The 26,464-nt window shown below is 62.9% G+C and carries 22 protein-coding genes; 9 read left to right on the top strand and 13 right to left on the bottom strand.

Annotated features, from left to right (window positions below; genetic code table 11):
• Nucleotides 1–29 precede the first annotated feature (29 nt).
• From GJG85_RS21905 to GJG85_RS21885, 5 genes are all read left to right on the top strand, one after another.
• The gene (locus GJG85_RS21905) at nucleotides 30–4,400 is read left to right on the top strand and encodes a hypothetical protein (RefSeq protein ID WP_050012415.1); all 4,371 of its coding nucleotides are present in this window, start codon (nucleotides 30–32) and stop codon (nucleotides 4,398–4,400) included.
• Nucleotides 4,401–4,797: 397 nt separating this feature from the next.
• Complete coding sequence (locus GJG85_RS21900; RefSeq protein WP_050012416.1) at nucleotides 4,798–5,832, top strand: LysR family transcriptional regulator; 1,035 nt, start codon at nucleotides 4,798–4,800, stop codon at nucleotides 5,830–5,832.
• Nucleotides 5,833–5,992: 160 nt separating this feature from the next.
• The gene (locus GJG85_RS21895; RefSeq protein WP_050012417.1) at nucleotides 5,993–6,373 is read left to right on the top strand and encodes a response regulator; all 381 of its coding nucleotides are present in this window, start codon (nucleotides 5,993–5,995) and stop codon (nucleotides 6,371–6,373) included.
• A gap of 30 nt (nucleotides 6,374–6,403) precedes the next feature.
• Nucleotides 6,404–8,302 carry a PAS domain-containing sensor histidine kinase gene (locus tag GJG85_RS21890; protein WP_050012418.1) on the top strand — a complete coding sequence of 633 codons (1,899 nt, stop codon included), beginning with the start codon at nucleotides 6,404–6,406 and terminating at the stop codon, nucleotides 8,300–8,302.
• Nucleotides 8,299–8,943 carry a response regulator gene (locus tag GJG85_RS21885; protein WP_050012419.1) on the top strand — a complete coding sequence of 215 codons (645 nt, stop codon included), beginning with the start codon at nucleotides 8,299–8,301 and terminating at the stop codon, nucleotides 8,941–8,943. Before GJG85_RS21890 ends, GJG85_RS21885 begins: the two co-directional genes overlap by 4 nt.
• Nucleotides 8,944–9,035: 92 nt before the next feature.
• On the opposite strand, the gene GJG85_RS21880 is transcribed toward GJG85_RS21885, so the two are convergent.
• The 10 genes from GJG85_RS21880 to GJG85_RS21835 form a co-directional block, all read right to left on the bottom strand.
• A complete protein-coding gene (locus tag GJG85_RS21880; RefSeq protein WP_050012420.1) occupies nucleotides 9,036–10,364 on the bottom strand; it encodes an MFS transporter in 1,329 nt (442 codons plus the stop codon).
• Between the two features lie 498 nt (nucleotides 10,365–10,862).
• On the bottom strand, nucleotides 10,863–12,227 hold the full coding sequence (locus tag GJG85_RS21875; RefSeq protein ID WP_050012421.1) for an FAD-dependent oxidoreductase: 1,365 nt from the start codon (nucleotides 12,225–12,227) through the stop codon (nucleotides 10,863–10,865).
• Nucleotides 12,228–12,304: 77 nt separating this feature from the next.
• The gene (locus tag GJG85_RS21870; RefSeq protein ID WP_050012422.1) at nucleotides 12,305–13,738 is read right to left on the bottom strand and encodes a catalase; all 1,434 of its coding nucleotides are present in this window, start codon (nucleotides 13,736–13,738) and stop codon (nucleotides 12,305–12,307) included.
• 102 nt (nucleotides 13,739–13,840) lie between these two features.
• Nucleotides 13,841–14,602: an SDR family NAD(P)-dependent oxidoreductase gene (locus GJG85_RS21865; protein WP_050012423.1), complete on the bottom strand. Its 762-nt coding sequence runs from the start codon at nucleotides 14,600–14,602 to the stop codon at nucleotides 13,841–13,843.
• Between the two features lie 57 nt (nucleotides 14,603–14,659).
• Entirely contained in the window at nucleotides 14,660–15,460 is an 801-nt protein-coding gene (locus GJG85_RS21860) for an SDR family oxidoreductase (RefSeq protein ID WP_050012424.1), read from the bottom strand.
• Between the two features lie 295 nt (nucleotides 15,461–15,755).
• Nucleotides 15,756–16,517: a glycine betaine ABC transporter substrate-binding protein gene (locus GJG85_RS21855; RefSeq protein ID WP_050012425.1), complete on the bottom strand. Its 762-nt coding sequence runs from the start codon at nucleotides 16,515–16,517 to the stop codon at nucleotides 15,756–15,758.
• A 28-nt stretch (nucleotides 16,518–16,545) separates the two neighbouring features.
• Entirely contained in the window at nucleotides 16,546–17,469 is a 924-nt protein-coding gene (locus GJG85_RS21850; protein ID WP_050012426.1) for a DMT family transporter, read from the bottom strand.
• Between the two features lie 89 nt (nucleotides 17,470–17,558).
• Nucleotides 17,559–18,212: an oxygen-insensitive NAD(P)H nitroreductase gene (gene nfsB, locus GJG85_RS21845; protein ID WP_089489583.1), complete on the bottom strand. Its 654-nt coding sequence runs from the start codon at nucleotides 18,210–18,212 to the stop codon at nucleotides 17,559–17,561.
• Between the two features lie 36 nt (nucleotides 18,213–18,248).
• The gene (locus GJG85_RS21840) at nucleotides 18,249–19,472 is read right to left on the bottom strand and encodes an L-dopachrome tautomerase-related protein (protein WP_204384405.1); all 1,224 of its coding nucleotides are present in this window, start codon (nucleotides 19,470–19,472) and stop codon (nucleotides 18,249–18,251) included.
• A gap of 61 nt (nucleotides 19,473–19,533) precedes the next feature.
• A complete protein-coding gene (locus GJG85_RS21835; protein ID WP_050012429.1) occupies nucleotides 19,534–20,541 on the bottom strand; it encodes a zinc-binding alcohol dehydrogenase family protein in 1,008 nt (335 codons plus the stop codon).
• Nucleotides 20,542–20,681: 140 nt separating this feature from the next.
• Between GJG85_RS21835 and GJG85_RS21830 the strand changes: the two genes are divergently transcribed.
• The 4 genes from GJG85_RS21830 to GJG85_RS21815 all read left to right on the top strand — a co-directional run bounded on the left by GJG85_RS21830 (nucleotide 20,682) and on the right by GJG85_RS21815 (nucleotide 23,756).
• A complete protein-coding gene (locus tag GJG85_RS21830) occupies nucleotides 20,682–21,614 on the top strand; it encodes a LysR family transcriptional regulator (protein WP_050012430.1) in 933 nt (310 codons plus the stop codon).
• 441 nt (nucleotides 21,615–22,055) lie between these two features.
• Entirely contained in the window at nucleotides 22,056–22,427 is a 372-nt protein-coding gene (locus GJG85_RS21825) for a BON domain-containing protein (protein ID WP_235356166.1), read from the top strand.
• A gap of 337 nt (nucleotides 22,428–22,764) precedes the next feature.
• Nucleotides 22,765–23,301 carry a carboxymuconolactone decarboxylase family protein gene (locus GJG85_RS21820; RefSeq protein WP_050012432.1) on the top strand — a complete coding sequence of 179 codons (537 nt, stop codon included), beginning with the start codon at nucleotides 22,765–22,767 and terminating at the stop codon, nucleotides 23,299–23,301.
• Nucleotides 23,302–23,462: 161 nt separating this feature from the next.
• Complete coding sequence (locus tag GJG85_RS21815) at nucleotides 23,463–23,756, top strand: putative quinol monooxygenase (protein WP_235590083.1); 294 nt, start codon at nucleotides 23,463–23,465, stop codon at nucleotides 23,754–23,756.
• A 93-nt stretch (nucleotides 23,757–23,849) separates the two neighbouring features.
• Here the strand turns inward: GJG85_RS21815 and GJG85_RS21810 are convergent, their stop codons facing one another.
• The 3 genes from GJG85_RS21810 to GJG85_RS21800 all read right to left on the bottom strand — a co-directional run bounded on the left by GJG85_RS21810 (nucleotide 23,850) and on the right by GJG85_RS21800 (nucleotide 26,354).
• Nucleotides 23,850–24,569, bottom strand: coding sequence for an LrgB family protein (locus GJG85_RS21810; RefSeq protein WP_050012434.1), 720 nt, complete (start codon nucleotides 24,567–24,569; stop codon nucleotides 23,850–23,852).
• Nucleotides 24,559–24,927: a CidA/LrgA family protein gene (locus GJG85_RS21805; protein WP_050012435.1), complete on the bottom strand. Its 369-nt coding sequence runs from the start codon at nucleotides 24,925–24,927 to the stop codon at nucleotides 24,559–24,561. The genes GJG85_RS21810 and GJG85_RS21805 overlap by 11 nt, the downstream gene beginning before the upstream one ends.
• 221 nt (nucleotides 24,928–25,148) lie before the next feature.
• A complete protein-coding gene (locus tag GJG85_RS21800) occupies nucleotides 25,149–26,354 on the bottom strand; it encodes an MFS transporter (protein ID WP_204384404.1) in 1,206 nt (401 codons plus the stop codon).
• Between the last annotated feature and the right edge of the window lie 110 nt (nucleotides 26,355–26,464).

Genomic DNA, 26,464 nt, shown 5'->3' with positions numbered 1-26,464 from the left:
AGACCTACTGCCGCTGCGCACCTATACCAATGACCGCCATCCCGCTGAATCGCCAGTTTTATGAATGGCGAGAAAATACAGATCCGCTCGCCCGTTCACGGTTTCGGGCCGCGGCTGGCTTGTCGAATGGCTTGCTGGGTTGGTCCGAGCTTATTGCTAAGCGCCGCGTCGTTATCCTAGCTGAGGCAGGTAGTGGCAAGACCGTGGAACTGTCCGAGCAAGCACGCCAGCAGACGGCTGCAGGCAGATTTGCTGTCTACGCGACTGTTCAAGATGTTGGTCGCGACGGGCTCGATAAGGCTTTGCGGCCTGCCGACCGGCAACGGTTAAATGATTGGCGCAACAGCAATGAACCGGGATGGTTTTTCATTGACTCCATTGATGAGGCGAAACTCGACAATATCCGCCTGGAAAGAGCGCTGCGACAAATTGCTGAAGGGATTGCCGGTGGAGAGAGCCGCGCCCACATCGTTCTGTCCGGACGGCACACTGATTGGGAATTCGCGCGCGATGCGCAGCGGCTGAACGACGAACTGCCACTGCCCCACGACAACCCCGCCGATCCTCTTCCCCCGCTCGGAACGCTGGTCCGCCGCGTCCTCCGCCGCGAAAAACGCCCAGAACCGACGCCGGCTGAAACGCCTCTCATCGTGGTGATGGCCCAGCTCGATACCGAGCAGGTACGGACTTATGCCGCAGCCAAAAACGCCCCGAACCTCGAAGGGCTAATGGACGCTATCGAGGCTGCGAGCCTATGGGGATTCGCGTGCCGGCCGCTAGACCTAGACTGGATCGTGAGCTACTGGGACAGCCACGGGCACCTTGGCAGCTTCACCGTGATGACGGAAGTGGGCCTGCGTGAACGACTCCAGGAAACAGACCCGGAACGCGGTCGCCGGGATAGCCTTGACACCGAGCGCGCTAAACAGGGCCTAGAACGGATCGGTGCAGCCCTCGTGTTTGGACGGCAGACGACCGTCGCAATACCGGATAACGATACCCGGCTCGAAACCGAAGGAAGCGTAGCCAAGATCGACGACGTGCTTCCGGACTGGTCTAGCGAAGATCGGATGAAACTGCTCACGAGGCCGGCATTCGACCCAGCGACTTTCGGCCGCGCCAGATTGCACAACGACAACGAAGGCGTGGTGCGCGCCTATCTTGCGGCACGTTGGCTGCAGCGGTTGCGGCGTGCAAACCTCCCGCAACGCCGACTGCATGATCTGCTTTTTTCACGGACCTACGAAGTCGAGTTGGTCAAGCCTTCGATGTTGGAAACGGCGGCTTGGCTTGCTCTCTGGGACGAAAGCGTCGCCAGGGAGGTTGTGCGTCGCGCGCCCTTTCTGCTGTTCACCGCAGGAGACCCGGCAAGCCTTTCTCTTGAAACACGGCAAACATTGCTCACGGCGCTGGTGGAGCGGATGCGCCGGGAGGAAGAAGTGCCACACCTAGATCTGAGTAGCCTTGCGCGATTTGCTCAGCCGGATATCGCGACGACGCTGCGCGGCATCTGGGCGGCGGACAAGGAACACGACGAAATTCGACGCTTCGTGTTGCGCTTGATTTGGTTGGGCAAGATCAAAGATTGTGTTGATCTGGCGGTCGCCGCGTCGTTCGGCCGATACCAAGATCTCTACACAGCCATCACCGCCGGTCGCGCTCTTCTTGCTGCTGGTGGTGAAGCCGCACACAGAGACTATGCCGAATACATCAAGATGCAGTGTGCATCAATCTCGCCAACAGTCGTCCGGGAAGCCGTCGAGGACTTGTTCCCGCGACTGCTCGGTGTCGATGACCTGCTGGCGATCCTGGCGGTCATTCACCTGGGTGACGCCGAGGGCGGTGGCTTCAGATTCGATTGGGACGGGGCAAAGCTCGTCGAGCGGCTGACGAGCGCGGCTGACCTGACTCGATTGATTGAAGGGCTCTTGCAACAGCTAGAAGCGGAGCCGGAAGTAGGTATTGGCGAAAGATCGCCAAGGCATGAGCAGTACGCTACGGCGCTCGGCGTGGCAGCACAGCGTCTACTGGATTTGTCACCATCCAATGTATCGCCAACCGCAGCGATCGACGCAGTGCTGTGTATCGGTGATGGGCATCTGGACATGACGCAGCGGCAAATCAACAAGGCGGCCGATGCGGTCGAACTGTTGCATCGTACGCCGGAGCGCCGTCGTGCCGTCTTCTGGCGAGCTGCCGACCGACTGGGCAACCACAAAAATCTGTCGGGACGCCCGTTGCTCTACTCTTTCCAAATGAAGTTTCTTGGCTGGCCGCCTGGGCTGGTGCTCGACGACATCGATTGGCTTTTGACCGACGGTGCATCTCGGCCGCTCGCTACTGAGCGGCAACTGGCTATCAACACTGCGCTCAATCTCTGGCTCACGGCTGGCGAGCCAGAGGCGTTGAAGGCACGCATTGCTGGCGTCGCCGCAACGGACACGGAAATGCAAGCAGCTTATATCGAATGGATGACTCCACGCATCAAGTCGGCGGAAGAAATCAAGAGCGAAGAAGAGTTGGCAGAGGCTATTCTGGAAAGCGAGCACAGACAGGTTGAGCAGGAGCAGTCGTGGGTCGACTTCATCGCGGATCTGCAGGCAAATCCGGCGCAGCTGCATCACCTGCACCCCATCACACCGAAGGGCGTTGACAACCGGATTTATAGCCTTTGGCAGTTGCTTAGTGAGGCCACCAGCAGCAATTCGCGCTACGCGATCGACAGCGTCGCGCCCATTAAAGAACTGGCCGGAGAGGAAGTCGCGGCAGCGTTTACCGCCGGGCTTGCCGAGATTTGGCGAGCCTGGAAACCGACACTGCATAGTGCGCGTCCGCCCGGCGAACGCAACCTGATCAGCTCGATTGATTGTCTGGGCATCGCCGGGGTTTCGATTGAAGCGGCGGCACGGGCAGATTGGGCGCTGCATCTGACCGAGCAGCAAGCAATTCGTGCCGCTGAATACGCGACGCTGGAACTCAACGGTTTTCCCGATTGGACCACAGCGCTAGCTGCAGTCTGGCCTGCCGCGGTAGAGAAGGTGTTCGCGCAAGAGGCGACAAGCAACCTGGACGACCCCACGCCACCAGGACATTATCAAATCGTGGAGGCCATCAGCCGCAGCGATGAAAGCCTGACTCGCCTGATGGCTCCCTCCCTGTGGCGCGAACTGCAGGCTCGATCTGATCTGAATTGTGTTGCGCTGCGTCCAGTTCTGTTCATCCTCAAGCGCGGCTTGCCAGCAGACACAAAGCGGGCGTTCTACACATTGGTGCTTGACAGGTTCCAGTCTTCAACGGACCCGCAAGTCAGTGCGCAATACTTGGGGGCCGCATATGCGATCGACGTGCAAGGTGCGACGGACACATTGATGGCAAAGCTCGATCTGCTGGGCGAGGCTCAGAAGACAGCGCTCGTCGAGCGTGTATTGCCCCAGATATTCGGTTCGCGCTGGTCGCGGTCGGCACCGCCGGACGCGCATCTCGATGTAGCAACCCTGGAGCGTCTGGTCATGCTCGCGTATCGCATAGTGCGAGTGGAAGAGGATCGTGACCGCACGAACAATGGCGTGTTTTCGCCAGACGAACGCGACGATGCGCAAGATGCACGTTCAGCGGCATTCACAGCTTTGGTCAGCACACCGGGACATGCCACCTATGCCGCTATCCTTCGCTTGATGGATGAACCCAATTTCCCGGTGGCTCGATCACGTCTGCTCGCACTAGCGCGAGAACGGGCTGCCAATGACGCGGAGCAGACAGCCTGGCGTGCGGATGAGCCGCTCCGCTTTGAGCAGCAGTTTGAGAGGCAGCCAGTGACTGGCCACGAACTGCAGCGTATGGCGATGCAGCGCTTAGAAGACTTGCAACACGATCTTGTCCATGGCGATTTCCAGCAGGGCACGACCTTGAGTGCACAGCCTGACGAAGCCGCTGTGCAGAACTGGATGGCGGATCGGTTAAGACAAATGCAGGGAACCGCCTATTCGATCGAGCGCGAAGTGCGCGTAGCAGATGAGAAGGAACCAGACCTGCGTTTCAGAGCGAAGGCCAGCGACGCCAATGTGGCCACTGAAATCAAGGTCGCGGAGAGTTGGACGATGCAGCAGCTTGAGGAAGCGCTGGTCAGCCAGCTATGCGGGCAATATCTGCGCGCGCAAAATGGCCGCGAAGGCATCCTTCTCGTGGTGCATCAGAAGCCGCGGCCAAAGGGCTGGGAACTGCCCGACGGCACCTACTTGAATTTTGAGGGGGTGGTACAGCGGCTGCTCACTTTGGCCGTACGTATCCGAAGCGAATCGGCAGCGGGCCCGCATCCCGAAATCTGCGTCGTCGATGTCTCTACCTGCGCTCGGCCCGTCAAACCTTCCAAGTCGGTACCTAAGCGGTCGGGTAGAGACTAACTGAGAAGCGTGCGTCGGTTCGCAAAAGGGCCTTTTGGCCGGCTCGAGAAGGCCACCCGGTGTCGCTGCGTGGCTGTTCGCAGACATCGCCGAACAGCATGATAATGAGATAAAAAGGAACCTTATCACCATGGCACGATCGGCTGCTCAAACTCCGCTGTCGCAAAACGCGTGGCTCCGGCCGCGCGGCAGTAGCATCGCCGGAACCCGAGCCGCCGACCTGTTTCATTTGGCCCGGGAATCCCAAGCGGGCCACGATTTCATCGCGCTGCGCCAGCCGTGCGCCTCGTAACACCATCGTATAAGGATTAAGCTCCCACGAGGTGATATTGCCGGGGCCGACTGTTCTCTAGACTTCTGGTTAATCCTTCTACCGCAACGATTTCCGGAGAACAGCATGGACCGTACCCTGCACGCGATGTCAGTGTTTAGTCACGTCGCCCGACTGGGCAGTTTCACTGCAGCGGCCGAGATGCTCGGTATCAGCGCGGCGTCGGCCAGCACGCTGGTCCGGAGACTGGAGGAGCATCTCGGCGTGACGTTGCTTCAGCGCTCGACCCGCTGTGTTCGGCTGACCACCGAGGGCGCGCAGTATCAGGAGCACTGCCAGCGCATTCTCGGCGAGATCGAGCACATGCAGCAGCAACTCAGCGGCGCGGGGAAGATCGCGCGCGGTCGGTTGGCCGTGGACGTCGACCAGGAAGTCGCACATTCGGTTTTGCCGTTCGTGCCGGCGTTTCACGCAACTTACCCGGAAGTGGGCCTGCGCGTGGACGTAGGTGGGGATGCGGACGGCCTGATCGCGAACGGCGTGGACTGCGCAGTCGTCGTCGGGCAGCTTGCCGATTCGTCGCTGCGCAGCCGGCGCGTCGGGAATTTTCACGTGGTGACCGTCGCGAGCCCGGACTATCTGCGCGTTCGCGGCACGCCGGCCGACCCCGACAGCCTGCATTGTCACGACGTCATCCATTACACCCCGCGGCGCTTCGGCCCGGCCCGGGAATTCCGCTACACCGTCGATGGCGCGGAATCGCGGCTCAGGCTGGCGGAGCGCATTTGCGTCAATGACGTCCGTTCCGCCGTTCGCTATGCAGTGGAGGGCGTCGGCATCGCCCAGGTGAGCGAGCGCATGGTGGCGGACGAACTCGCCGAAGGAACGCTCGTCGTCATCCTTGACGAATATGCTCCGCCGCCGCTGCCGATTTCCGTTCTGTATCCGGACCGGCGGCAGGTGCCCATGTCGATTCGGGCGTTCATCGACTGGATTCAGGCCCAGCTCCGCGATCTGGAGATCGCAAGTTTCGACAGCGCTCCCGCGATCGGCGGCGGGCGCGACGCGGCACCGTACTGGAGCGTCGCCGACGGCCGCAAGGAGGCGCCGTTCATTCCGACGGGTTTGCAGCGCCTTGGGGCGGCGGCCCCGACCGCGTAGCCGGTGCCGGCAGCGCGCGAGCATGCTCGCCGAGGCCATACTTAAACCGAAGTATAGTTTGCGCGCCGCATGCCGGCAGCATACGATTCGGTCGAGCCGTCGACCTGAAATGTTCGCGTTCTCGAAATTGTTACTGAATGGAAGGTCAAGGACCGCTCGTATGCCCAACCAAGGTATTGTTTCCATCGTCGATGATGACCGGTCCATCCGCAGAGCCACGCGAAGCCTCGTTCGCTCGCTCGGCTGGGAAGTCAGGGTCTATGAGTCCGGCGAGGAATTCCTTGACGCCGACCTGATCATGGACGTCGCGTGTATCATTTCGGACGTCCAGATGAAGGGCATCACCGGGCTGGAGATGTATGAGGCGCTTCTCGAGCGCGGGCCGGCCCCACCCGTGATCTTCATCACAGCTTTTCCATCCGAAGCCACCCGCGAGCAAGCGATGAAGCTTGGCGCGATCTGCGTATTCAGCAAACCGGTGGATCCGGCGCAGATCAAGCAGCGCCTCGAGGATATCGGCTCGGAGCGCAATCGGACGTGATCCGGAAATCCGTCTTTACCGAGTGACTTTATGAACAACGATCGCCAGGCGGGCGATGGCCGCGGCGCATACCTGGATCCGGTCATAGCGCCGGCCGAACTCGCGGCGGCGCGTGCGTCGGCGCTCGGGCCCAATCTCCAGACGCAGCTCCGGAACAGTCAGCCCGCGGTGTACGCGGTAGCGATTGCGCTCGGCCTCGCGGTATTCCTCGTCGACGCATTTGCGCCCGTCGACGTCGCCGTCGCCGTGCTGTATGTCGTCGTGGTCCTGCTGGTCGCGTCGGTCGCGTCTCAAACGGTCACCGTCGGTGTGGCGTGGGCCTGCGTATCCCTGACGGTCCTCGGATTCCTTCTCGCCCAGAGCGATCAGATCGCAGTCAGTTCTCTCGCGCGCTGTATCGTCAGCGTCATTGCGATCGTGACCGTCTCTGCTTTGGCATTGCGCAATCAGAGCAGCCGGGCGACGCTGCAGAACCAGGTCGACTTGCTCAACCTGACTCACGATGCGATCGTGGTGTACGGGCTCGACGGGCGTATCCGCTTCTGGAGCAAGGGCGCGGAGCGCCTGTACGGATGGGGCGCACCGGAAGCGTTCGGCAAAGCGTTCCACGAGTTGACGCACACCGGCGCCGCATTGCCGATTGCGGAGCTGATCGAGAAGACGGTGGCGGACGGCAACTGGCAGGGCGAGCTGACGCGCATTCGCAAGAACGGCGAACGCGTCGTGATTTCGAGTCGGTGGATCGTGTCACGTGACAAGTCGGGCCTGCCGATCGCGATCCTGTCCACCGATAGCGACATCACGCAGGCGAAATCGCTGGAAGCCGAGCTGCGCCGCCAGAAAGAGGAACTCGTGGCCACCGTCGACGCGATTCCCGCGATGGTGTGGAGCACGGACGAAGACGGGCGCCTGCTGTATCTCAATCGGCGCTGGACGGATTACGGCGTGCGGACCATTGACGGCACGGATGTATGGCGCGATATCGTTCATCCCGACGACATCGAGACGCTGCGCGCAGCGTGGCACGATGCGATTTCTTCCGGCAGCCCGTTCGAGGTCACCGCGCGCGTCCAGCTCGGCAGCGGCGAGTATCGTTGCATGATCGTCGGTGCCGCGCCATTGCGCGGTGAAGACGGCCGGATCCTGCGCTGGTACGGCGTCAACACGGACATCGAGGAGCGGCGGCAGGCCGAGCAGGCGCTCGAGCGATCGCGCTCGGAACTGGCGCATGTCACGCGCGTCACGATGCTGGGGGAGCTGGCGGCTTCGATCGCGCATGAGGTCACTCAGCCGCTGGCGGCGATCGTCACGTCCGGCGAGGCGGGGTTGCGCTGGCTCGACCACGACGTGCCGGATCTCGTCGAGGTGCGCGATTCCTTCGAACAGATCACCGACGACGCGAGACGGGCGACGGACATCATTCGGCAGATTCGGGCGATGGCCAAGCGAAGAGACCGGGACGACGCGCTCGTCGACGTGACGTCCATCGTCGAGCAATCCGTCGATCTCATGCGTCGGGAGCTGCAGAGTCACGGCGTCGAGGTCGCGCGGGCCGGTGAACCGTCTCTTTGGGTCCGCGGGGATCGCGTGCAGTTGCAGCAAGTCATCATCAACCTGCTGATGAATGCCGTCCAGGCGATGAGCGGTGTCGCTGACGGCAAGCGCATCCTGACCGTGTCGACCGCGCTCGTCGACGGCGCAAACGTGCAGGTGCGCGTGGAGGATTCCGGCCCCGGCATTCGCAGCGAAGACGTCAATTCGTTGTTTACGCCTTTCTTCACCACCAAGAAGGAGGGCATGGGCATGGGGCTCTCGATTTGCCGTTCCATCGTCGAGGGGCATGGCGGCCGCATCTGGGCCGAGTCGCAGGAAAACAAGGGGGCATTGATGCAGTTCGTTCTACCGCTTGAAGGAATCACTCAGCCATGAGCCAGGGTCCCGATCTCATCGCAACACACTCCGTCGTGTACGTCGTCGACGATGACGATTCCATGCGAACAGCGCTCGGCCGGCTGTTTCGATCGGTCGGCCTGGGTGTGGAGCTCTTCGGCTCCGCGCAGGCGTTCCTTGATTTCGACAAGCCCGATGTGCCGAGTTGCCTGATTCTCGACGTTCGGCTCAAAGGACAGAGCGGGCTGGCATTGCAGGAGCAGATCGTCGCTGGCGACGTGCAGTTGCCGATCATCTTCATCACCGCTCATGGCGATGTCGAGATGTCGGTGAAGGCGATGAAAAACGGGGCGCTGGATTTCCTTTCCAAGCCCTTTCGCGACCAGGACATGCTGGACGTCGTCCAGAATGCGTTACTGAAGGACGAGAAAAGGCGCAAGTCGGAGAGCCGCGTTGCCGACGTGCGCCGCCGCTACCAGACGCTGACGCCGCGCGAGCGCGAAGTGATGAAATACGTCGTGAGCGGCCTCCTGAACAAGCAGATCGCCGCGGAGCTCGGACTCAGCGAAATCACCGTGAAGATCCATCGCGGCCACGCAATGCGGAAGATGGGCGCGCGAACCTTGCCCGAGTTCGTGCTGGGCGCGCAGTCGCTGGGGCTGGATCCCAACGCGGACTAGCGGCGTCGGTCGCGACGCGCATGGACGGTGCGCTGCGTCGGCGCAACTGCCGACGCCGATGGCCGCCCCGCGGCGTCCATCCCGGCGCGGCCCTATCTGTTGACGATGTGTTTCGGCAACGACAGCGTCAGGCACAGGCCCAGCAGCAGGCACGCGATCATGCACGAAACGGGAAGCGCAAAGCCTCCGGATGACTGTTTGAGAACGCCGACCATATAAGGGCCGAAAAAGCCGCCGATGTTGCCGATCGCGCTGATCCACGCGATGCCGCTGGCGGCGTTGCTCGGGCCGAGCACCGCCGTCGGCATGCCCCAGAACACGGGCGGCAGCGACAGCAACCCCGCATTGGCGATGCACAGCGCCATGACGGTAAGCCACAGATTGCCGTGCCAGACGAGGGCGAGCGTCAGGCCCAACGCGGCCAGCAGGAACAGTGCGGCTGTATGCAGGCGCCGCTCGCGGCTGCGATCCGCACTTTGTCCGGTCATGATCATCACGACCATCGCGACCGCATTGGGCAGCGCTGCAATCAATCCGATGAAGAAATCCCGACCCACGCCGAGCGACTTAATCATCGTGGGCGCCCACAGCGTGTAGCCGTAAATGCCGACGACATCGAGGAAGTAGATCAGCCCGAATACCCAGAAGATCCAGCTGCCGAACATCGCGCTGTTGTTGGCCGATGCGGCGAGCGCGCGATCTTCGGCGAGGGTGCGGGCGAGATAGGCGCGATCGGCCTCGGTCTCGTGGCGGCTCTGGGTGACGTCGTCCTCGAGATACTTCCAGCACAGAAGCGCCGCGACGAACGCCGGCAGCGCCTCGACCATCAGCATCCATTTCCAGCCGGAAAGCCCACCGATTCCGTCGAAATATTCCATGATGAAGCCGCTCAGCGGCGATCCGATCAGGCCGGACAGCGGTAGCGCCGCGTAGAAGGTCGACAGCACCCTCACGCGATGGTATCGCGGGAACGACTGGGAGATGTAATACACGATGCCGGGGACGAGCCCGGCTTCCGCAATCCCGAGCAGATAGCGCATCACATAGAACTGCTTGGGCGTCGCGATGAAAGTCGTCAATGCCGAGACAATCGCCCAGGACAGGATGATGCGCGTGAGCCATCGCTTGGCGCCCACCCGCTGCAGGATCATGTTGCTCGGAACCTCGAACACCACGTAGCCGAGCGCGAACGTACCCGCGCCGAATCCGAACACTGCGTCGGTGAAACCCAGGTCGACCCCCATCTGGAGTTTCGCGAAGCTGACGTTGATGCGATCGACGTAGGCGGCAACATACGCAAACATGAAAATGGGCAGGATTCGCAGCGCGAGATGCCGCGAAATACGATTTTCCCGCGCTTCGTCGTTCGGGTCGTTGCTATCGACCGGATGACCGGATGCGCGCGTCGCGTTCAGATCCAAGAGGTTCCCCCGTTGCTCGGCGAGCAAGGCCGCACAAATGTGTCGACATCGACGCCAGTGAGCGTCGATATCGGATGCCAGCAGCAATTCATGTATCCACTCCACGACGCACGGCCGTGCCCGCACTTCGTTCGCGTCGGTAACGAGGCGCAGGCAATGCTGGATGAGGTGGAAGAACGGCGACTTTGCCCATCGTTCACTCGGGGCGTCCGGACCGGGACGCCGGTGTTGACGAAGGCATATTTTTCTCAGGGCCCGCGATCGCGGAACTGCCCGTGCGGCACATGACGGGCTGGCGTTGCGCGATTCGAACTCGTCCGGAGATTTTACCGGATAGTGTCGATCGCAGGAGAGCGGCTGTCAGCATTTTTATCGTGGCGGCGACGACTGAATTGGAAGCACGAAAGCCGCCGCGACGCAAAGCGCGTCGTGGCGGCACGAGCATCGGGTTGGCCCGCGTTCGGTGGGGCAAGCCAGGCAAATGGCAAAGGCACTCGCTTATTTGATGGTGGCAAAGAGCAGATTGAGGCCTTCGGCGAGAAGCGGGTGGGCGATGATGGCGTCGCGCACGGACGTGTACGGCAGGTTGCCGATCATTGCCATTTGCACGACCGACGTCACTTCGCCCGCCCCGGAGCCGACCATCGTGAAGCCCAGGATCTGTCCGGTTTCGGGCGCCACGAGTGCCTTCATGAAGCCGCGCGTCGTTCCGTTGGTGCGGGCTCTCGGTACGGCCGCCATCGGCAATTTCGCGACGATGACGGGCGTATTGCGCGCCTTGGCGTCCGCTTCGTTCAGGCCGATGCGCCCCAGTTCCGGATCGGTGAACAACGCGTACGGAATGATGCGCGCTGCCGTGCTGCCTGCACGCCCTTCGATACCGGCCTTCAGTACGCGATAGTCGTCGAACGACGCGTGCGTGAACATCGGCGTACCCGCGACCTCGCCGATCGCCCACGTTCGTTCCGCGGTGGTCGCGAGCGCCTCGTCGACCTTGATGAAGCCGCGCGCGTCGCGCTCGACGCCTGCCAGATCCAGGCCGATTTCGTCGGTGACTGGCCGCCGGCCTGCCGCGACGAGCAGATGACTGCCGTCGATCGACGTGCCGTCGTCGAGTACGACGTTGACGCCTGTACCGGATCGTCCGGTGACGCCGGTGATCCGGGCGGACAGATGCAGGGAGATGCCGTCGTCCTCGAACGCGCGCTGGATTTCGACGCTGACGTCCTCGTCCTCGCGCATGGCGACCCGCGGTGCGTCGTGAATGAGTGCGACTTCGCTGCCGAGGCGTCGAAATGCCTGCGCCATCTCCAGGCCGATGTAGCCGCCGCCGATCACGATCAGTTTCTTCGGCAACACGTCGAGGTCCAGCGCCTCCACGTGCGTGAGCGGGCTCGAATCACGCAGGCCCGGCACGTCGGGAACCGCCGCCACGGTGCCCGTGTTGATATAGACGTTCTCGCCTTCGAACAGCTGTTCGGTGCCATCGCCGGCCCGAACGAGGATGCGTCGCGGCGCGACGAATCGACCGGAACCGATCACGAGATCGAGGCCCGACTGCTCGAAAGCGCGACGGTTGATATCCACCATGCCGTCGACGACGGCGCGTACGTTCGCATGCACGCGCGACATGTCCGCAAAAGGGTGTGCGTCGGCGGATGCCGCTCGCCACGCATGCATGTTGCGTGCATTCTGAATCAACGTCTTGCTGGGGATGCAAGCGACGTTGATGCATGATCCGCCGATCATGCCGCGTTCGATGATGGCGACGCGCTTGCCGCTTCGGGCGAGATCCATCGCCAGCGATTTTCCGCCCTTGCCGCCGCCGAGGAACAGATATTCGTATTGCTTCGCGCTTTCCATGACGTTACTCCTTGATTGATCCGAGAGACGAATCCGCGAGATCGACGCGCGCCGTTTGCACGACGCGCGCGCCGGTTTTACTCTGCCCAGATAGCGGTGCGGACACCGGCGGCATACGCCGGATCGATGCGCTCGAGATGGACGAGCACTCTGTCGACCACGTCCTGCGGGACGCCGCTGATCGCCCGCCCGATGTTGGCGAACAGCCGCTCCTTCTGGTCGGCGCTGAACAGGCGGAACAGCGCGCGGGGCTGGCTGTAATAGTCGTCATCGTCGCGATGGTCGTAACGGTCGACCGTGCCTGCCTGCACCGGCGGCTCGGCCGCTGCCGGATTCGCGGCGAAGTCGCCTTGACGGCTGGGTTCGTAGTTCACGGTGCTGCCGAGGTTGCCGTCGACGCGCATCGCGCCATCGCGATGGAACGAGTGAAACGGGCAGCGCGGCGCGTTGACGGGGATCTGGTGATGATTGATGCCGAGCCGGTAGCGCTGCGCGTCGCCGTACGAAAACAGGCGCCCCTGCAGCAGGCGGTCCGGCGAAAACCCGATGCCGGGTACGATGTTTGCCGGCGTGAACGCGGCCTGCTCGACGTCCGCGAAATAGTTCTCGGGGTTCCGGTTCAGCTCGATCGTCCCGACGTCGATCAGCGGGTAATCGTTGTGCGGCCAGACTTTGGTGATGTCGAACGGGTTGTACGGCACCTTCGATGCGTCCGCTTCCGGCATCACCTGGATGCGGAAATGCCATTTGGGGAAGTTCCCGTGTTCGATCGCCTCGTAAAGATCGCGCTGCGCGGATTCGCGATCCTGGCCGACCAGACGAGCGGCTTCCGCGTCCGTATAGTTCTCGATGCCCTGCGCGGACTTGAAATGGAACTTCACGTAGAAGCGTTCGTTGGCGGCATTGACGAACGAGAACGTGTGCGAGCCGAAGCCGTGCATTTGCCGGTAGTTCTTCGGGATGCCGCGATCGCTCATCACGATCGTCACCTGATGAAGCGACTCGGGATGGCGCGACCAGAAATCCCACGCCGCGACGTTGTTGCGCAGGTTCGTGCGCGGATCGCGCTTTTGCGTGTGGATGAAATCCGGAAACTTGAGCGGGTCTCGAACGAAGAACACTGGCGTGTTGTTGCCGACGACGTCCCAGTTCCCGTCTTCCGTGTAGAACTTGATCGAGAAGCCGCGCACGTCGCGCTCCGCGTCGGCGGCGCCGCGCTCGCCCGCGACCGTCGAGAATCGCATGAAAACCGGCGTTTCCTTGCCAACCTGGTCGAAGACCTTGGCTTTCGTGTAGCGCGAGATGTCGTGCGTGACCTTCAGCGTTCCGAAGGCGCCCGATCCCTTTGCGTGTACGCGACGCTCGGGAATTACCTCGCGGTCGAAATGGGCCAGCTTTTCAACGAGCCACATGTCCTGCAGTACGACCGGGCCACGCGCGCCGGCGGTCATCGAGTTCTGGTTGTCGGATACGGGGGCGCCGGCGGCGGTCGTCAGGCTCTTGTCGGACATTGTTGTCAGCCTCAAGTCGTTTGTCGTTCGGTGAGTGATTGAATTGCGGGGGCGGAAGGCGGCGTCGCAGGGCCGCCTTCCGGAGTCCTTCTTCGCGGCGCCTCAGGCTACCGGAATGGGGTTCTCGACGAGCGCCTGATTGAACTGATCGACGAACGCATACTCGTCGGGGCCGACGTTGTTACGCAGCGGCTGCGCCATCTCGACCACGACTTCCGTCGTCGCGGTTTCGAGACGCTGGATCGTCTCGGCGATGAAGGCGTCCAGCGGCATTGCTCGCGGATCACCACTCTTGTGGATCAGATCCGTGTCGACCCACGGCGGGGCGATTTCCAGCACGCGGACACTCGTATTGCGCAACGCAAAGCGTTGCGACATCGTGTACGAATGAATGGCCGCCTTCGTCGCGGAGTAGAGCGCCGTGGCAGCAAGCGGGACGAATGCCAGTACGGAGCTGTTGTTGATGATGAACGACTCGGGTTGCGCCTTCAGATGTTCGACGAGCGCGGCGCTGACACGCACCGGACCGAGCAGGTTCGTGTTCACGAGCCGGACGGCTTGCGCGTCGTCCAGCGCACCGCCGGCGTCATCGAACGGCATGATGCCCGCGTTGTTGATCACGACGTTCAGCGTCGGATAGTCCGCGATCAGCTGTCGCGCGACACGCTCGATCTGCGTGGGGTCGCCGACGTCCAGCTCCACGGTGTCGATACCCGGATTGGCCCGAGCGATCTCGTCCAGCAACGCCTTGCGACGCCCCGCGACAATGACCTTGTTGCCACGCTTGTGAAGATTTTCTGCGAAAGCGCGGCCGATACCCGACGTGCCGCCGGTGATGAAGACAGTGTTTCCGGTGAGTTTCATGATCGGAGTTCCTTTGAATGGACGACTGGAGTGGTTGCGAAAAAAGGCTTGCTGCGCTTATTGCGCGACGGCGTAACGCGCCGCAGGGGTATTGCTCGAGAGATGGGGAATCATGACGCGGCGGGCGGCGTCGTATGCGGCCCATTCTTCTCCAGCGTGCAGCGATGGAATCGTGACGAGTTCCTGACGGTCGAAGCCGGTCAGCGCTGCGTCGACCATGTCGGAAGCCGACATGACGATCTCCTTCGGAAGGTTGTCCAGCGGGAGCCCGCCAATCTCCCAGAATTCCGTCGCCGTAGCGCCCGGGAGAACGGCCTGGACCTGCACGCCCTTGTCTGCCAGTTCGTGATGAAGGGACTGCGTGAAGGCCAGCGTGAATGCCTTGCTTCCGCCATACACGCCGTTCAGCAGCTCGGGCCCGATCGCAACGATGGACGAGATGTTGATAATCGCGCCGTGGCCGCGAGCGACGAAGCCGGGGGCTGCTGCATAGGTGAGGCGCGCCAGCGCCGTGACGTTGAGATCGATCATGCGCGTCATTGCGTCGACGTCGCTGTCGAGCAGCGGCTTATGCGTACCGACACCGGCATTGTTCACGAGCAGCGTGATGCTCGCGTCCGTGCGCAGCTTCGCTTCGATGGCGGCCAGCGCGCGCGAATCGCCGAGATCCGCGGCGATCACTTCGACACCGCGCTGCGTGTCGTCGGTAATGCGCTTCGCAAATGCGTCGAGCCGATCCTTGTTGCGTGCAACGAGAATCAGATCGAACCCGCGGCGTGCGAGTCGTTCGGCGTAGACCGCACCGATACCCGACGATGCGCCCGTGATCAGTGCGGTGCCTTTGTGTGCTTGCGTCATGATGTTGTTCCGTCAATGGTTACGAAGTGAATGACATATGCCGGGAAACGCCGAGCCGGTTGCGTAATCTCAGCCGGCTCGTTTCAGTCTTCCATTTCTCGGCGATTGCGATGTAGTGCGATGCAGTTTATTGGCGAGGCGACGTGTCGATCAACGCGCTCCGCCCATAAAGTCATTTCACCTACTCCGAATATTCGTTCTCGCGAACTGCATAACGGCCGTCGACGTTCGCGGCGGTTCTGGTCGATACGCGTCGTCTACGCGTTCGTCATCGACGGTGCTCGGCCGTGGCGCCTCAAGTCGTTCGCGGCGAGCCGGTGCGTGAGAGGACATGGTCCAGACGGCTCGTTTCCCGATTGCCGAGGCTGAGATTGCGCAGTTCGGACAATGCGGCCAACGGGATCGCGTCAAGCGACGCATTTCTGACAATCAACGTGGCGTCGTCCGTGCCGCCGAGCAGACCCTTCGGATCCTTGAGTTCGCGGATGGTGTATTGCTCGTGAAGATACTGTGGAGTCCAAAGAGGAACCACCACCCACCGCCTTGCGGAGACGGCCTCCTCGAAGGCGCGTACACAATCGTCGAGCGTGCCGTTCTCGAAGTGATACCCTGCGTCCGCCAGGCCGTACTGCGCGACGATTTCGCGGGAAAATCTGCTGATGCCCGCACCAGGATTGATGCCCTGGATCCGCTTCACCATCCGCGACGCCACATCCGGCCGTTTCAGATCGGAGATGGAGCTCACCGCGCTTTCGGGCACGTAGTCGGGTACGCCCCACAATGCATATGGCCGGTAAAGGACGGTGATCTTGTGCACGTCCTGCTCGAACGGAGCGAGGTAGAGACTATGACTACTGGGGAGCCACGCGCTGCTCAGCATGTCGGCTTTCCCTTCCCGCAGAATCCGGAAGGCTTCTTCGTGCGGTGCGAATATTTCGTCGACCGTTACGCCATGCTCGTTCAATATCCGCCGCACGGCGCCGGAGGCCGCGCGATGGAACGACAGGTCGATGGTAACGAGCGTGAGTCTGGGTTGAGTCGGGTCGAGATCGACCATGGCATTCTCCTGGTTCAGACAATCAAGGTCAGCGTGATGCGATAGAGAGCGCGATGCCGGCCACGATGAGAACGACGCTTGCCGCGAGTCCCGTCGTGAGATGCTCGTGAAGAAAGAGGACCGACGTCATGAGGCCGACGACGGGAACGCCTAACATCGCCGTCGCCATGCTCGTACTCGACATGCGCGTGTTGGCGGCATTCACCGCGCAAAAGCAAAATGCCGTCGCGATCGGACCAATGTAGATCAGCGCCGATGTCAAGCTGAGGCTGCCGTCGCCCGTGTAGGGTCCCTCGAGCACTCCGGCAAGCACGGTGAGCGGTACGGCGGCAACAAGCATTTGCCACGGCGCGAGCACGTAGGCGCTCGACGCGCTGCGGAAATGCCGGAGATGGAGAATGCAGACCGCCCAGCAGAGCGACGCGCCGAGCAGCATGACGTGCGCGACAACGGCCTGACGGTCGTGCCAGTCGACATCGAGCGGATTGAAAAGCAGCAGGACCCCGGCCACGCCAAGCGCCGTGCCGAGTGCTTTACGCACGGACAGGTGTTCGCGAAATGCCAGCACCGACACGGGCGTCACCCAGATCGGCGTCGTATAGGCGAGCACGGCGGAACGGCCGGCGCTCACGTGGTGCAGCGCGACGGCGCTCATCGCGGTGAACGCCAACATCTGAAGCAAGCCGACGCTGGCGAGAAACGGAAGGTCGGCGCGCTTCGGCAAGCGCAGCGTTCCGGTCGCAGCTTGCACGACGAACAGGCACAGCGCCCCGGATGCGAACCTTGCTGCCGACAGCCACAGCGGTGTGACGTGTGCCAGGCCGAGCTTCATCGCCGGCCAGTTCGCACCCCACAACAAAATCGCCGCGCCCAATAACAGCGCACCGCCATATCTGGACAAGGGCACGGTCGCGGTGCGGCCGTGCGTGTCCATCCGAACAAACTCGGACATGATGACGCTCCTCGAAGTCGTGCAGCCGAGCGTGCGCGAAACGGTAGCTCGGAACGCTGCCACGCGGGCGGCAAGCCTGCTTCGGGTGATCAGATGAATGTGAATATCCGTTCGCGCGGCAGCCGCGATTTGGGCAGATCCGCGTTGAAGTCGTCGCCGCTGCGGAAACCCAGGGACACGATGACAACGCTCGTCAGGCCCTGTTCGCGCAGGCCGAGGCTCGCATCGAGCGCGCGGCTGTCGAACCCTTCCATCGGCGTTGCATCGACGCCGAGGACCGCCGCGCCGAGCAGCAGGCCGCCCAGCGCCAGGTAGACCTGCTTTTCCATCCATTGCGGCGTATCGCGCAGCTCGTATTTGTGCATGTCGACGTACGAGCGGCGGCTCTTGTTCTGCGCGGCGCGCATTTCGGCGGTCTTGAATCGACCATCCACCGATTCGCGCTCCAGAATGGCCTGAAGGTGTTCTTCGTCCATGTCGGTCCGCATGCACATCGCGATGACGTGCGATGCATTGACGACCTTGGCCTCGTTGTACGCGTAGGCGCCCGTCGTGGCGGCCGCGATGCGCGCGCGGCCTTCCGGTGTCGCGGCCACCACGAAGTGCCACGGTTGAGAATTCACCGAGGACGGCGACTGGTGAAGCAGCGACAGCAATGTTTCGACCTGCGTGGCGGGAAGCGACTTGCCGCCCTCGAAGGCTTTGACGGTATGGCGGGCATGAATGGCGTCGGCAAGATTCATGTGCGGGACTCCGGTTGTCGGCGATGGCGAAAGGGATTAACGGGTCGGTGCGGGACCTGCGCCGATACGTACGCGGAACAATGCGTACGGCTTCTGGCGCTCGTCCTTGCCGCCGTGGAATACCGGTTGGCGGTGAAGCTGGTTCGCGGTGAAGTAGAGGTAACCGTCCGGGCCGACCGAGAGCGTGTCGGGCCACAGCACGCGCGGATCGTGCAGGATCGTCTGCCACTCGCCGCCCGGTTCGAGCTTGCGAATCGAGTTGTGCTCGTAATCGCCGGCATAGACATTGCCGTTCGCGTCGCTGGCAAGACCGTCGGACGCCCCTTTCTCCCCGAGATCCTTCACCGCGGCCGCCAGTTGCGCGTCGCTGATCGACGGATCGCGCAGCATCGCGGTCGGAATCGAGTAGAGATGGCGGCTCGACAGCGGGCAGTAGTAGAGGGTCTGGCCGTCCGCGGAGAGCGCGATGCCGTCGGACGCCACGGAAAAGGGCTTGGTGGTCCCGTTCGGGTCGCGGACTTTCAAAGACTGGCCTTCGACGACCGGGACGAAACGCGGGTCGGCCGATGTCGACACGTCGCCGGTCAGGCGGCGTATCGCCTTTCCGCTGTCGAGGTCGATCACGATCAGGCCGCCGATGCCCGACAGCGAGGAGTCGGTCACGTAAGCGACCCCGGCCTTTCCGATGCGAAAATCGAAGCGCATGTCGTTCACATAGGTCTGGGCGCGCATCACGTTCGCGGGGAACACGATCGTCTTGACCACATGGTTCGTCTCCAGATCGACGGCGACGAGCTTGGCGCCGCCGGCGACCGGCTCCGAAAAATTGGGCGCGGCGGTGTCCAGGATCCAGAGCCGACCGTGACCGTCGGCAACGACGCTTTGGACACTCAGGAAGTGCGTGGACGGGTGCGCCGCATCGGCACGGTTGATCTCGGCGTTTGGATATGCGACGACGCGACCGTCGCGCAATTCGCCGACCGTGAACGGCACGGTGTCCCCCCAGCGCGGGAAGTTCACGAAGATCCGGCCGCTTTCGGCAACCGTCACGCCGGTGGGCATCGGCCCGGAAAAGGTCGCGACCGTATCCATCGCGCCGATCGTGCGGTCGGCCGCCTGCACCGCTGGCGGTGCTGCTTGCGCGGACGGTTGTGCGAGCAACGGGCTGGCGAACAGCGTGATACCCAGGCCGGCCGCCACCGCGGTTGCCGTGCGTCGGACGGAAGCGAATCTCGTGATGTGCTGATGCGGGAAATGCATGTTGGTTCTCCGGGCTTGTCCAGCTTTTACGGAATGGCGATAAAGGGTGGGTCGGGTCGCTTCAAAAGCCTTCCAGCACGACCTTTCCCCGTGCGCGGCCGCTCTCGATGAGGGCATGGGCGCGTCGCAGGTTTTCGGCTTCGATGGTTCCGAAGTGATCGGCCATGGTCGTGCGCAACGTGCCGTCGTCGATCAGCGTGGAGACGCGCTCGAGAATGTCGTGCTGCCTGACCATGTCATCGGTTTCGAACAGGGAGCGCGTGAACATGAGTTCCCAATGAAGGGAAATCGACTTTCGCTTGAGCGGCATGGCGTCCAGCGTGTCGGGGTCGTCGATGACGGCAAGTCGCCCCTGCGGCGCGAGAGCCTCGACCAGCTGCGGGTAATGGACGTCCGTCTGCGTGAGGCTGGCTACGTAGCGCACCTGCGGCGCGCCGATGCGGCGCAATCCTTCGAGCAGCGGCTCGGTATGGTCGATGACGTCATGTGCACCGAGCGCTTGCGCCCATGCGCGCGTTTCGGGGCGAGATGCCGTCCCGATCACGCGCAACCGTGTCAGCCGACGTGCCAGCTGCGTCAGCATGGAGCCCACGCCGCCGGCTGCACCGACGATCAGCAGCGCATCGCCGTCGCCTCCGCCCTCGGCAATGCCCAGGCGATCGAAGAGCAGCTCCCACGCGGTCAGCGACGTCAGCGGCAATGCGGCCGCTTGAGCGTCGGAGAGGGTCGCGGGCTTGCGCCCTGCAATGCGCTCGTCGACGAGAACGTATTGCGCGTACGCACCGGGCCGGGAAATCGAGCCGGCAAAGAAGACCTTGTCTCCCGGCGCGAACATGGAAACGTTGCTGCCGATCGCCTCGACCGTTCCGACCGCATCCCAGCCCAGAATCCGCGGTTGCACGGTCGGGGAGCCGATACGCACCTTCGTATCGACGGGGTTGACGGCGATCGCATCCACCTTAACCAGCAAGTCGCGCGGCGCGGCTTCGGGTTGGGGGACGTCGGCATCGATGAGCGACTCGGGGCGCTCGGCGGGCAGGCCGTGCTGTGTGTAGACAACCGCCTTCATGGATGAACTCCGGATGGTGTGCGAGTGGCGCCCGGCCGTACGTCGGGGATCGGGCGCCTGTGCGTGGATGAAATACTGCTCGACCGCGACTTCTGAAAAAACGAGTTACATTAGGGAGGACTTTCACTCCAGGAATGAAAATGGTTCGGCTCGAGGATCTTCAACTGTTCGTCAGGTCGGCCGCGCTTGGCAGCTTCTCGCGCGCGGCGAGGGAAGCCGATCTGCTGCCAGGGCAGGTGAGCGCCGCGATTCAAAGGCTCGAGCGCGAGCTGGATACCCGCCTCTTTGCGCGTTCCACCCGAAGCCTGAAACTCACGGCGGAAGGCGAGCAGTACCTTCCGTACGCCGAAGAAGTGCTTTCCATGATTCATGAGGGGCGCGAGCGGTTGCACGGAGGAAAGCACGCGCTGCAAGGCACGTTGCGCATCACCGCGCCGTCGGATATCGGACGCAATGCGTTGCTTTCGTGGCTCGGCGTATTCCGCGATGCGCATCCGAAGCTTGTGTTGAAGCTTTCGTTGTCCGATTACGTGACCGACGTATTTCGCGATCCCGTCGACGTGGCCATCCGCTACGGCGCGCCGGAGGCCGCGAGCTACGTCGCGCTTCCGCTCGCCGAAAGCAACCGGAGAGTGCTCGTCGCCGCTCCGGAATACCTGAAACGGCGGGGCTCGCCGGCATCGCTCGACGAACTGGTTTTGCACGAGTGCCTGCCCTTCGTGCTCGGCGGACGCGTCTACGACCGCTGGTCGTTTCCGACCAGCGGTGTGAGGCGGCAAGTCGCGGTGAAGGGCGTGCTGCTGTGCGACGATGCCGAAATCGCGAGGCGCTGGGCCGTCGAGGGCAGGGGAATCGCGTACAAGTCCTGGCTCGACGTTCATGACGACGTCAGGGCGGGACGGCTGCAGGTCTTGCTGCCGGAGCAGCGAGGCGAGGCGGCGCCGCTGAGCCTCGTGTGTCCGCACCGTCGCCAGTTTTCGCAGGCGGTCAGGTACCTCCACGCTCACCTGCGCGAGCAGATTTCGCCGATGATCGCCGCGATGCGCGATTACGTCGGCGACGCGATGGCATGACGCGGCCTTCTTCGTCGCGCGGCCGCCGCGGTGCGCGCCTGAATGCAGAAAGGCACCCAACGTAGTATTCATCGGTTTCTCACTCCAATGCGGGACGGCATGCCGTCCCGAAATTTCGTCAGCGTCGGTCTTTGCGGCTCGCGGACGCTGGTTTCCGATCCCTTTGCCGATAATCGATCGCAGGCCGGCGAGCAGCACATGCAATGAGTTTGCCGTTTCGATGTGGGCCGGAAAATCGTCTCGCCGTGTATTCGAGCTAGTCGAAAATAATGAATGCACCTATGCGTCGGTATAGGTGGCCGACGGGCGTCGTGCTGAATGCAGCGAGCGCATTGAAAGCTGTTTTAGGAGAAACGCCATTGAGAGCGGATAAATGTTTTCTTAGCATTCAGTCGGGTTTTATCCCCGGATAACTTTCCGCTCACATTGGCTAAGGAGAAGATGATGAAGAAAACCATTGCGTCGATGCTCTACGTAACCTATTTGGCTTTCGGTATGTCGGTCCATGCAGCGGAGCAGACGCCTGCACCGTCGTCGGATCAGGTCGTCGGCCAGAAGGAAGCGACGAAGAGCGAAAAGAAGGCGCAACGCGCTGCCGATCGCGCGCTGTCGCGGCAAATCGTATGGGCGCTGTCGAAAACGAAAGGGCTGAATGCAATCAACGTGATGGTGCTCGCTCGCCACGGTGCCGTGACGCTGACCGGATACGTGCCCGACAGCGAACAGGTGCAGCTCGCCGGTGACAGTGCCGCTCGCGTCGCAGGCGTGACGTCCGTCGCCAACAATCTGGTGCCGGGCGAGCCGGGCCGCTGATTCCCGTCACCGCGACCCGTCGTGCGCATACGGCTGCGTTCGCGCACGGCCCGCGCCTGCGCGGCGCGAATGCGCGAGGCCCGTTGCTGAGTAAAGTCAGTTTTCGGGTAAATCGCATTCAGATTCAAATCGCAATTTCTTATGATGACGACTGCCGTAATCGAGTAGTCGCCGCCGGTTTGCGATGCCGGAGCGTTCTCATGCGGTTTTCGTGGCTGCATTTATTGGATTGATTATTTCTCGGTAAAAAACGAGATGCAGTCGCTGACTCGTCATCGCCGCCATCGTGCCGGCCGTTTCCAGCCGGCATTTCATTATTCAACCCGTTGAGGAATTTATGACACGCTTGACTACTCTGAAGCCGTCGGAAGCAACCGGCGAAACCGCGGCCGTATTCGGTCAGATCAAGGCCGCACTCGGGAAAGTACCGAACGCCTACGCGACCATCGGCACGCACAGCCCGGCCGGTCTCGCGGCCATGTTGAACGTCGACGCAGCCATCGCGGCAAGTTCGCTGGATCAGGCCGATGTTGAAGCGGTGCGTCTCGCGGTCAGCGCGCTGTCCGGCTGTGACTATTGCCTTGCCGCTCATACGATGCTCGGCAAGATGTCCGGTCTCACGCCGGAAGTGATGAAGAATATCCGTGCCGGTCGCGCGTCCGGCGATGCTCGGCGTGATGCGCTACTCTCGTTCGTGCGATCGATTGCGACGACGCGCGACACCGTACCCGCCGACGTGCTGCAGGCCGTGCTGGCGGCCGGGTATACCGAGCGCCAGGTCATCGAGATCATTCTCGTCATGACGTCGATCCTCTTCACCAATCTGGTGAACCGTGTGAACGACACGACGCTGGACTTTCCGGCGGTCGACTGAACGGGGCGGGCGCCGGGTCGACCGGCGCCTCACCCGTGGTATTTCCTGGCGAAACGTCATGCAGCGCCCATCGGGCGCTGCTTGATTTCGTACGCGTGAAGCACGTTGTCGAGGTGCGCCGCGACGATATGGCAGTTCGAATGAACCCTTTGAGATGGAGGATGAAAATGACCAGGCAGTTTGTCGTTGCAACGATTACCGCAGATCCGCAACACGCCGCCATGGTGGAAGCGGCGTTGTTGGCGGCCGTCCCGGTTGTCCGTACCGAGGAAGGATGCGAGCAGTATGACCTGCATCGGGACCGCGAAGCGCCTCATCGCTTTACGATGCTCGAGCGATGGCGGGACGAGCGCGCGCTCGACATCCATGGCAAAGCGCCGGCATTCCGGAAACTGGCGAGCGAGCTCGAAGGCAGGGCGACGCTGCACGTGGTACTGCTCGAGAAGCTGATCTGAGCGAGCGGAAATCATCCCATGTGACGACGCGGCGACCGGATTGATTCCGGCCGCCGTGATTTTTGGTGGCCGGAAGCGGCGCGGCGGGGTGGCTCATCGCGCGAGCAGCGCCAGTACCGGCGCGACAACGGCGGTGAGCACACCGTTCATTCCGATGGCGAGACCGCCGAACGCGCCCGCCGTTTCGTTGACGGCCAGCATGCGCGCCGTCGCGAGTCCGTGGCCTGCCGTTCCGGCCGCAAGCCCGTGCGCGCGGGCATCCGTTATTCGCATGGCCTTCATCGCTACACCGATCTGCAGAACCGCTGCGATGCCGGTAAACAGCGTGAACGTCGCGGTCAGCGACGGGTCGCCGCCTATGTGGCGGGAGATGCTCATCGCGACGGGGGTCGTCGCCGAATGTGCAATCAGCGACGTCGTCACGACGGGCGCGGCACCGAGCGCCTTGCTGATGAACGCGGCGCTGCCCGCGGACACGATCGAGCCGCTCGCGAGCGCAGGGACGAGCGCGCGAGCCGTTCGGCGAATGTGATGCAAGCTGCGGAACATCGGGATGGCGAGCGCCACGGTCGCCGGCCCCAGCAGAAAGTGGACGTACTGTGCGCCTGCGAAGTAGTCACGGTAGGGGATGCCCGTGGCCGCCAGGAACGCGACCAGGATCACCACGGCGATGAGCACCGGATGCGCCAGCACATTTCCCCGCATGGCGCGATTCGCGGCCAGGCCGGCACGATAGGCGAGAAGCGTTGCCAGCAAGCCCCAGAGCGGCTGGTGCCGGAGCACGGCCCAAACGGGCGAGAGATCAGACATCATCTTTTGCTTCCGATTCGGCGCGAAGCGTTTTGCTGAGGCGCTCCATGATCCATCCCGTCGTGGCCAGGCCGAGCAACGTCGACACGAAGATGGAGGCGGCGATGCGCCACCAGTCCGCGGTCAACTGATGGAATCCTGTCACGAGGCCGGTCGCCGCGGGCACGAACAGCATCGCGAGCCATGACAGCAGGCTTTTGCTGAATCCTTCCAGTTCCGGTGAAGGGCCGCCGTTCCTGACGAGAAAGGCGAGCAGTAGCAGCATGCCGATCAACGGACCAGGAACGGGCGCACCCGTCAGATGCGCGAGCGTCTCGCCAATGAGCTGGCTGGCGAGGAGGGTTGACAAGGCATTCAACATGCGGTTCCGGCCTCATGGTTCGTGTGCATGGGAGTGGTATCCGAATTGTCGTCGGCCGCTTTGCCGCGGTGTAGCCCGAAACACCGAGAAACAGTTTCTGCGACAAACGGAAAAAGGCATCCGCCCGCACCGGGTCGGCACTGCCATGCGCGGTGCCCCGTCGGCATCCGACGTTCACGAGATGGCGGCATGCGCACATGCCGGCGCGATGCGCCGGCCGCCTATGACGGAAGGGATGGCGCGTGCACGGCGGCACCGGCCTTGATCTTGACCGACGCACGGGACACGAGCAGGCTGCCCGTCGCCAGTGCAAGAAAGACCAGCGAGCTGCCGATCGACCCCGTCAGGCCGAACGCGGGATAGACCCACCCCGCGACGGCGGACCCGACGCCGATTCCGCAAAACACGAACGATGCGGTCAGGGCCAACGCAATGCCGCGCCAGTGCGGCATCAGCTCGACGATGCGCCGTTGCTGCGACGGCCACAGCAGATCGGTTGCGAATGCCCACGCCGTCAGCGCGACGAAAAGAAGGTGCAGGCTCGGCGGCGTAAACCAGAGAAACACCAGGTCCGCCGCGAGCAGCGCCAGGCCGGCGAGCAGCACGGCTTCCGCGCTATGGCGCCGGGCGGCGCGCGTGACGAAGAGGTTGCCCGCGACGCCTGCTACGCCGAGCACCACGAGGGAGGTCGACACCATGTCGGCGCCCGCGTGGAACACGTCGCGGATGATGGGCGCGATAAAGGCGTACGTCGAATAGACGCCGGCCGCGATGAAGAACACGACGAGGAACGCACTGAGCGTATCGATGCGCGTCAGAAGCGAGACCATCGTCGAGAATTCGATGTTCTCGCCTTTGCTCGTGTCGGGCACGGCCCAGACGATGAGCGCGGCGGTCGCGGCGCCGGCGAGCCCGACCGCGACGAAAAGCGACCGTGCGCCCCACGCGTGCGCGATCCATGCGGACAGCGGCATTCCCACCAGGCCCGCGACGCTCAGGCCGAGCAGCACGCTCGCAATCGCGCTGCCTTGCTGGTCGCGCTCGACGAGGCTCGAGCCCAATGCGCCGAGTACGGGGCCGATGAAACCTGCACCGAGCCCCATCAGCACGCGTGACAGCAGCAGCACCGGGTAATTCGGCGCGGCCGCGAGGAGGAGCGCTGCCGCACTGAACAGCGCCAGGCCGAGCAGTACCTGGCGCCGGCGCCGCAGATGGCCGAAACCGACTTGCAGCAGCGGAGCGGCGAAGGCGAACGTCACGCCGAACACGGTAACGAGGTAGACGCTTTGCGAATCCGCGAGTCCCCATTGACGGGATATCGCATCGAGGCTGCCGACGACGGACAGCGCGCCCGTCGCCTGGACGAAGTACGCGAGACTGAGGATGCGGAGCGCGCGCGCCGTGCGCGCGGAAAAGGGCGTAGCCATCAGGGTTCCTTTCGAGGCTCGAGAAGTACGCGCCCCGTTACGCTGCGACGGGCACGCACCGGGTCGCCAACTAAGTGCCGAGCGCGTGCCGAACCAGACCGGACATCGCG

The sequence above is a fragment of the Burkholderia sp. MS389 genome, assembly GCF_016899425.1.
GTDB lineage: Bacteria > Pseudomonadota > Gammaproteobacteria > Burkholderiales > Burkholderiaceae > Burkholderia > Burkholderia sola.
The sequence above is the reverse complement of the archived record's forward strand: the minus strand, read 5'-3'. Positions and strand labels throughout refer to the sequence as shown.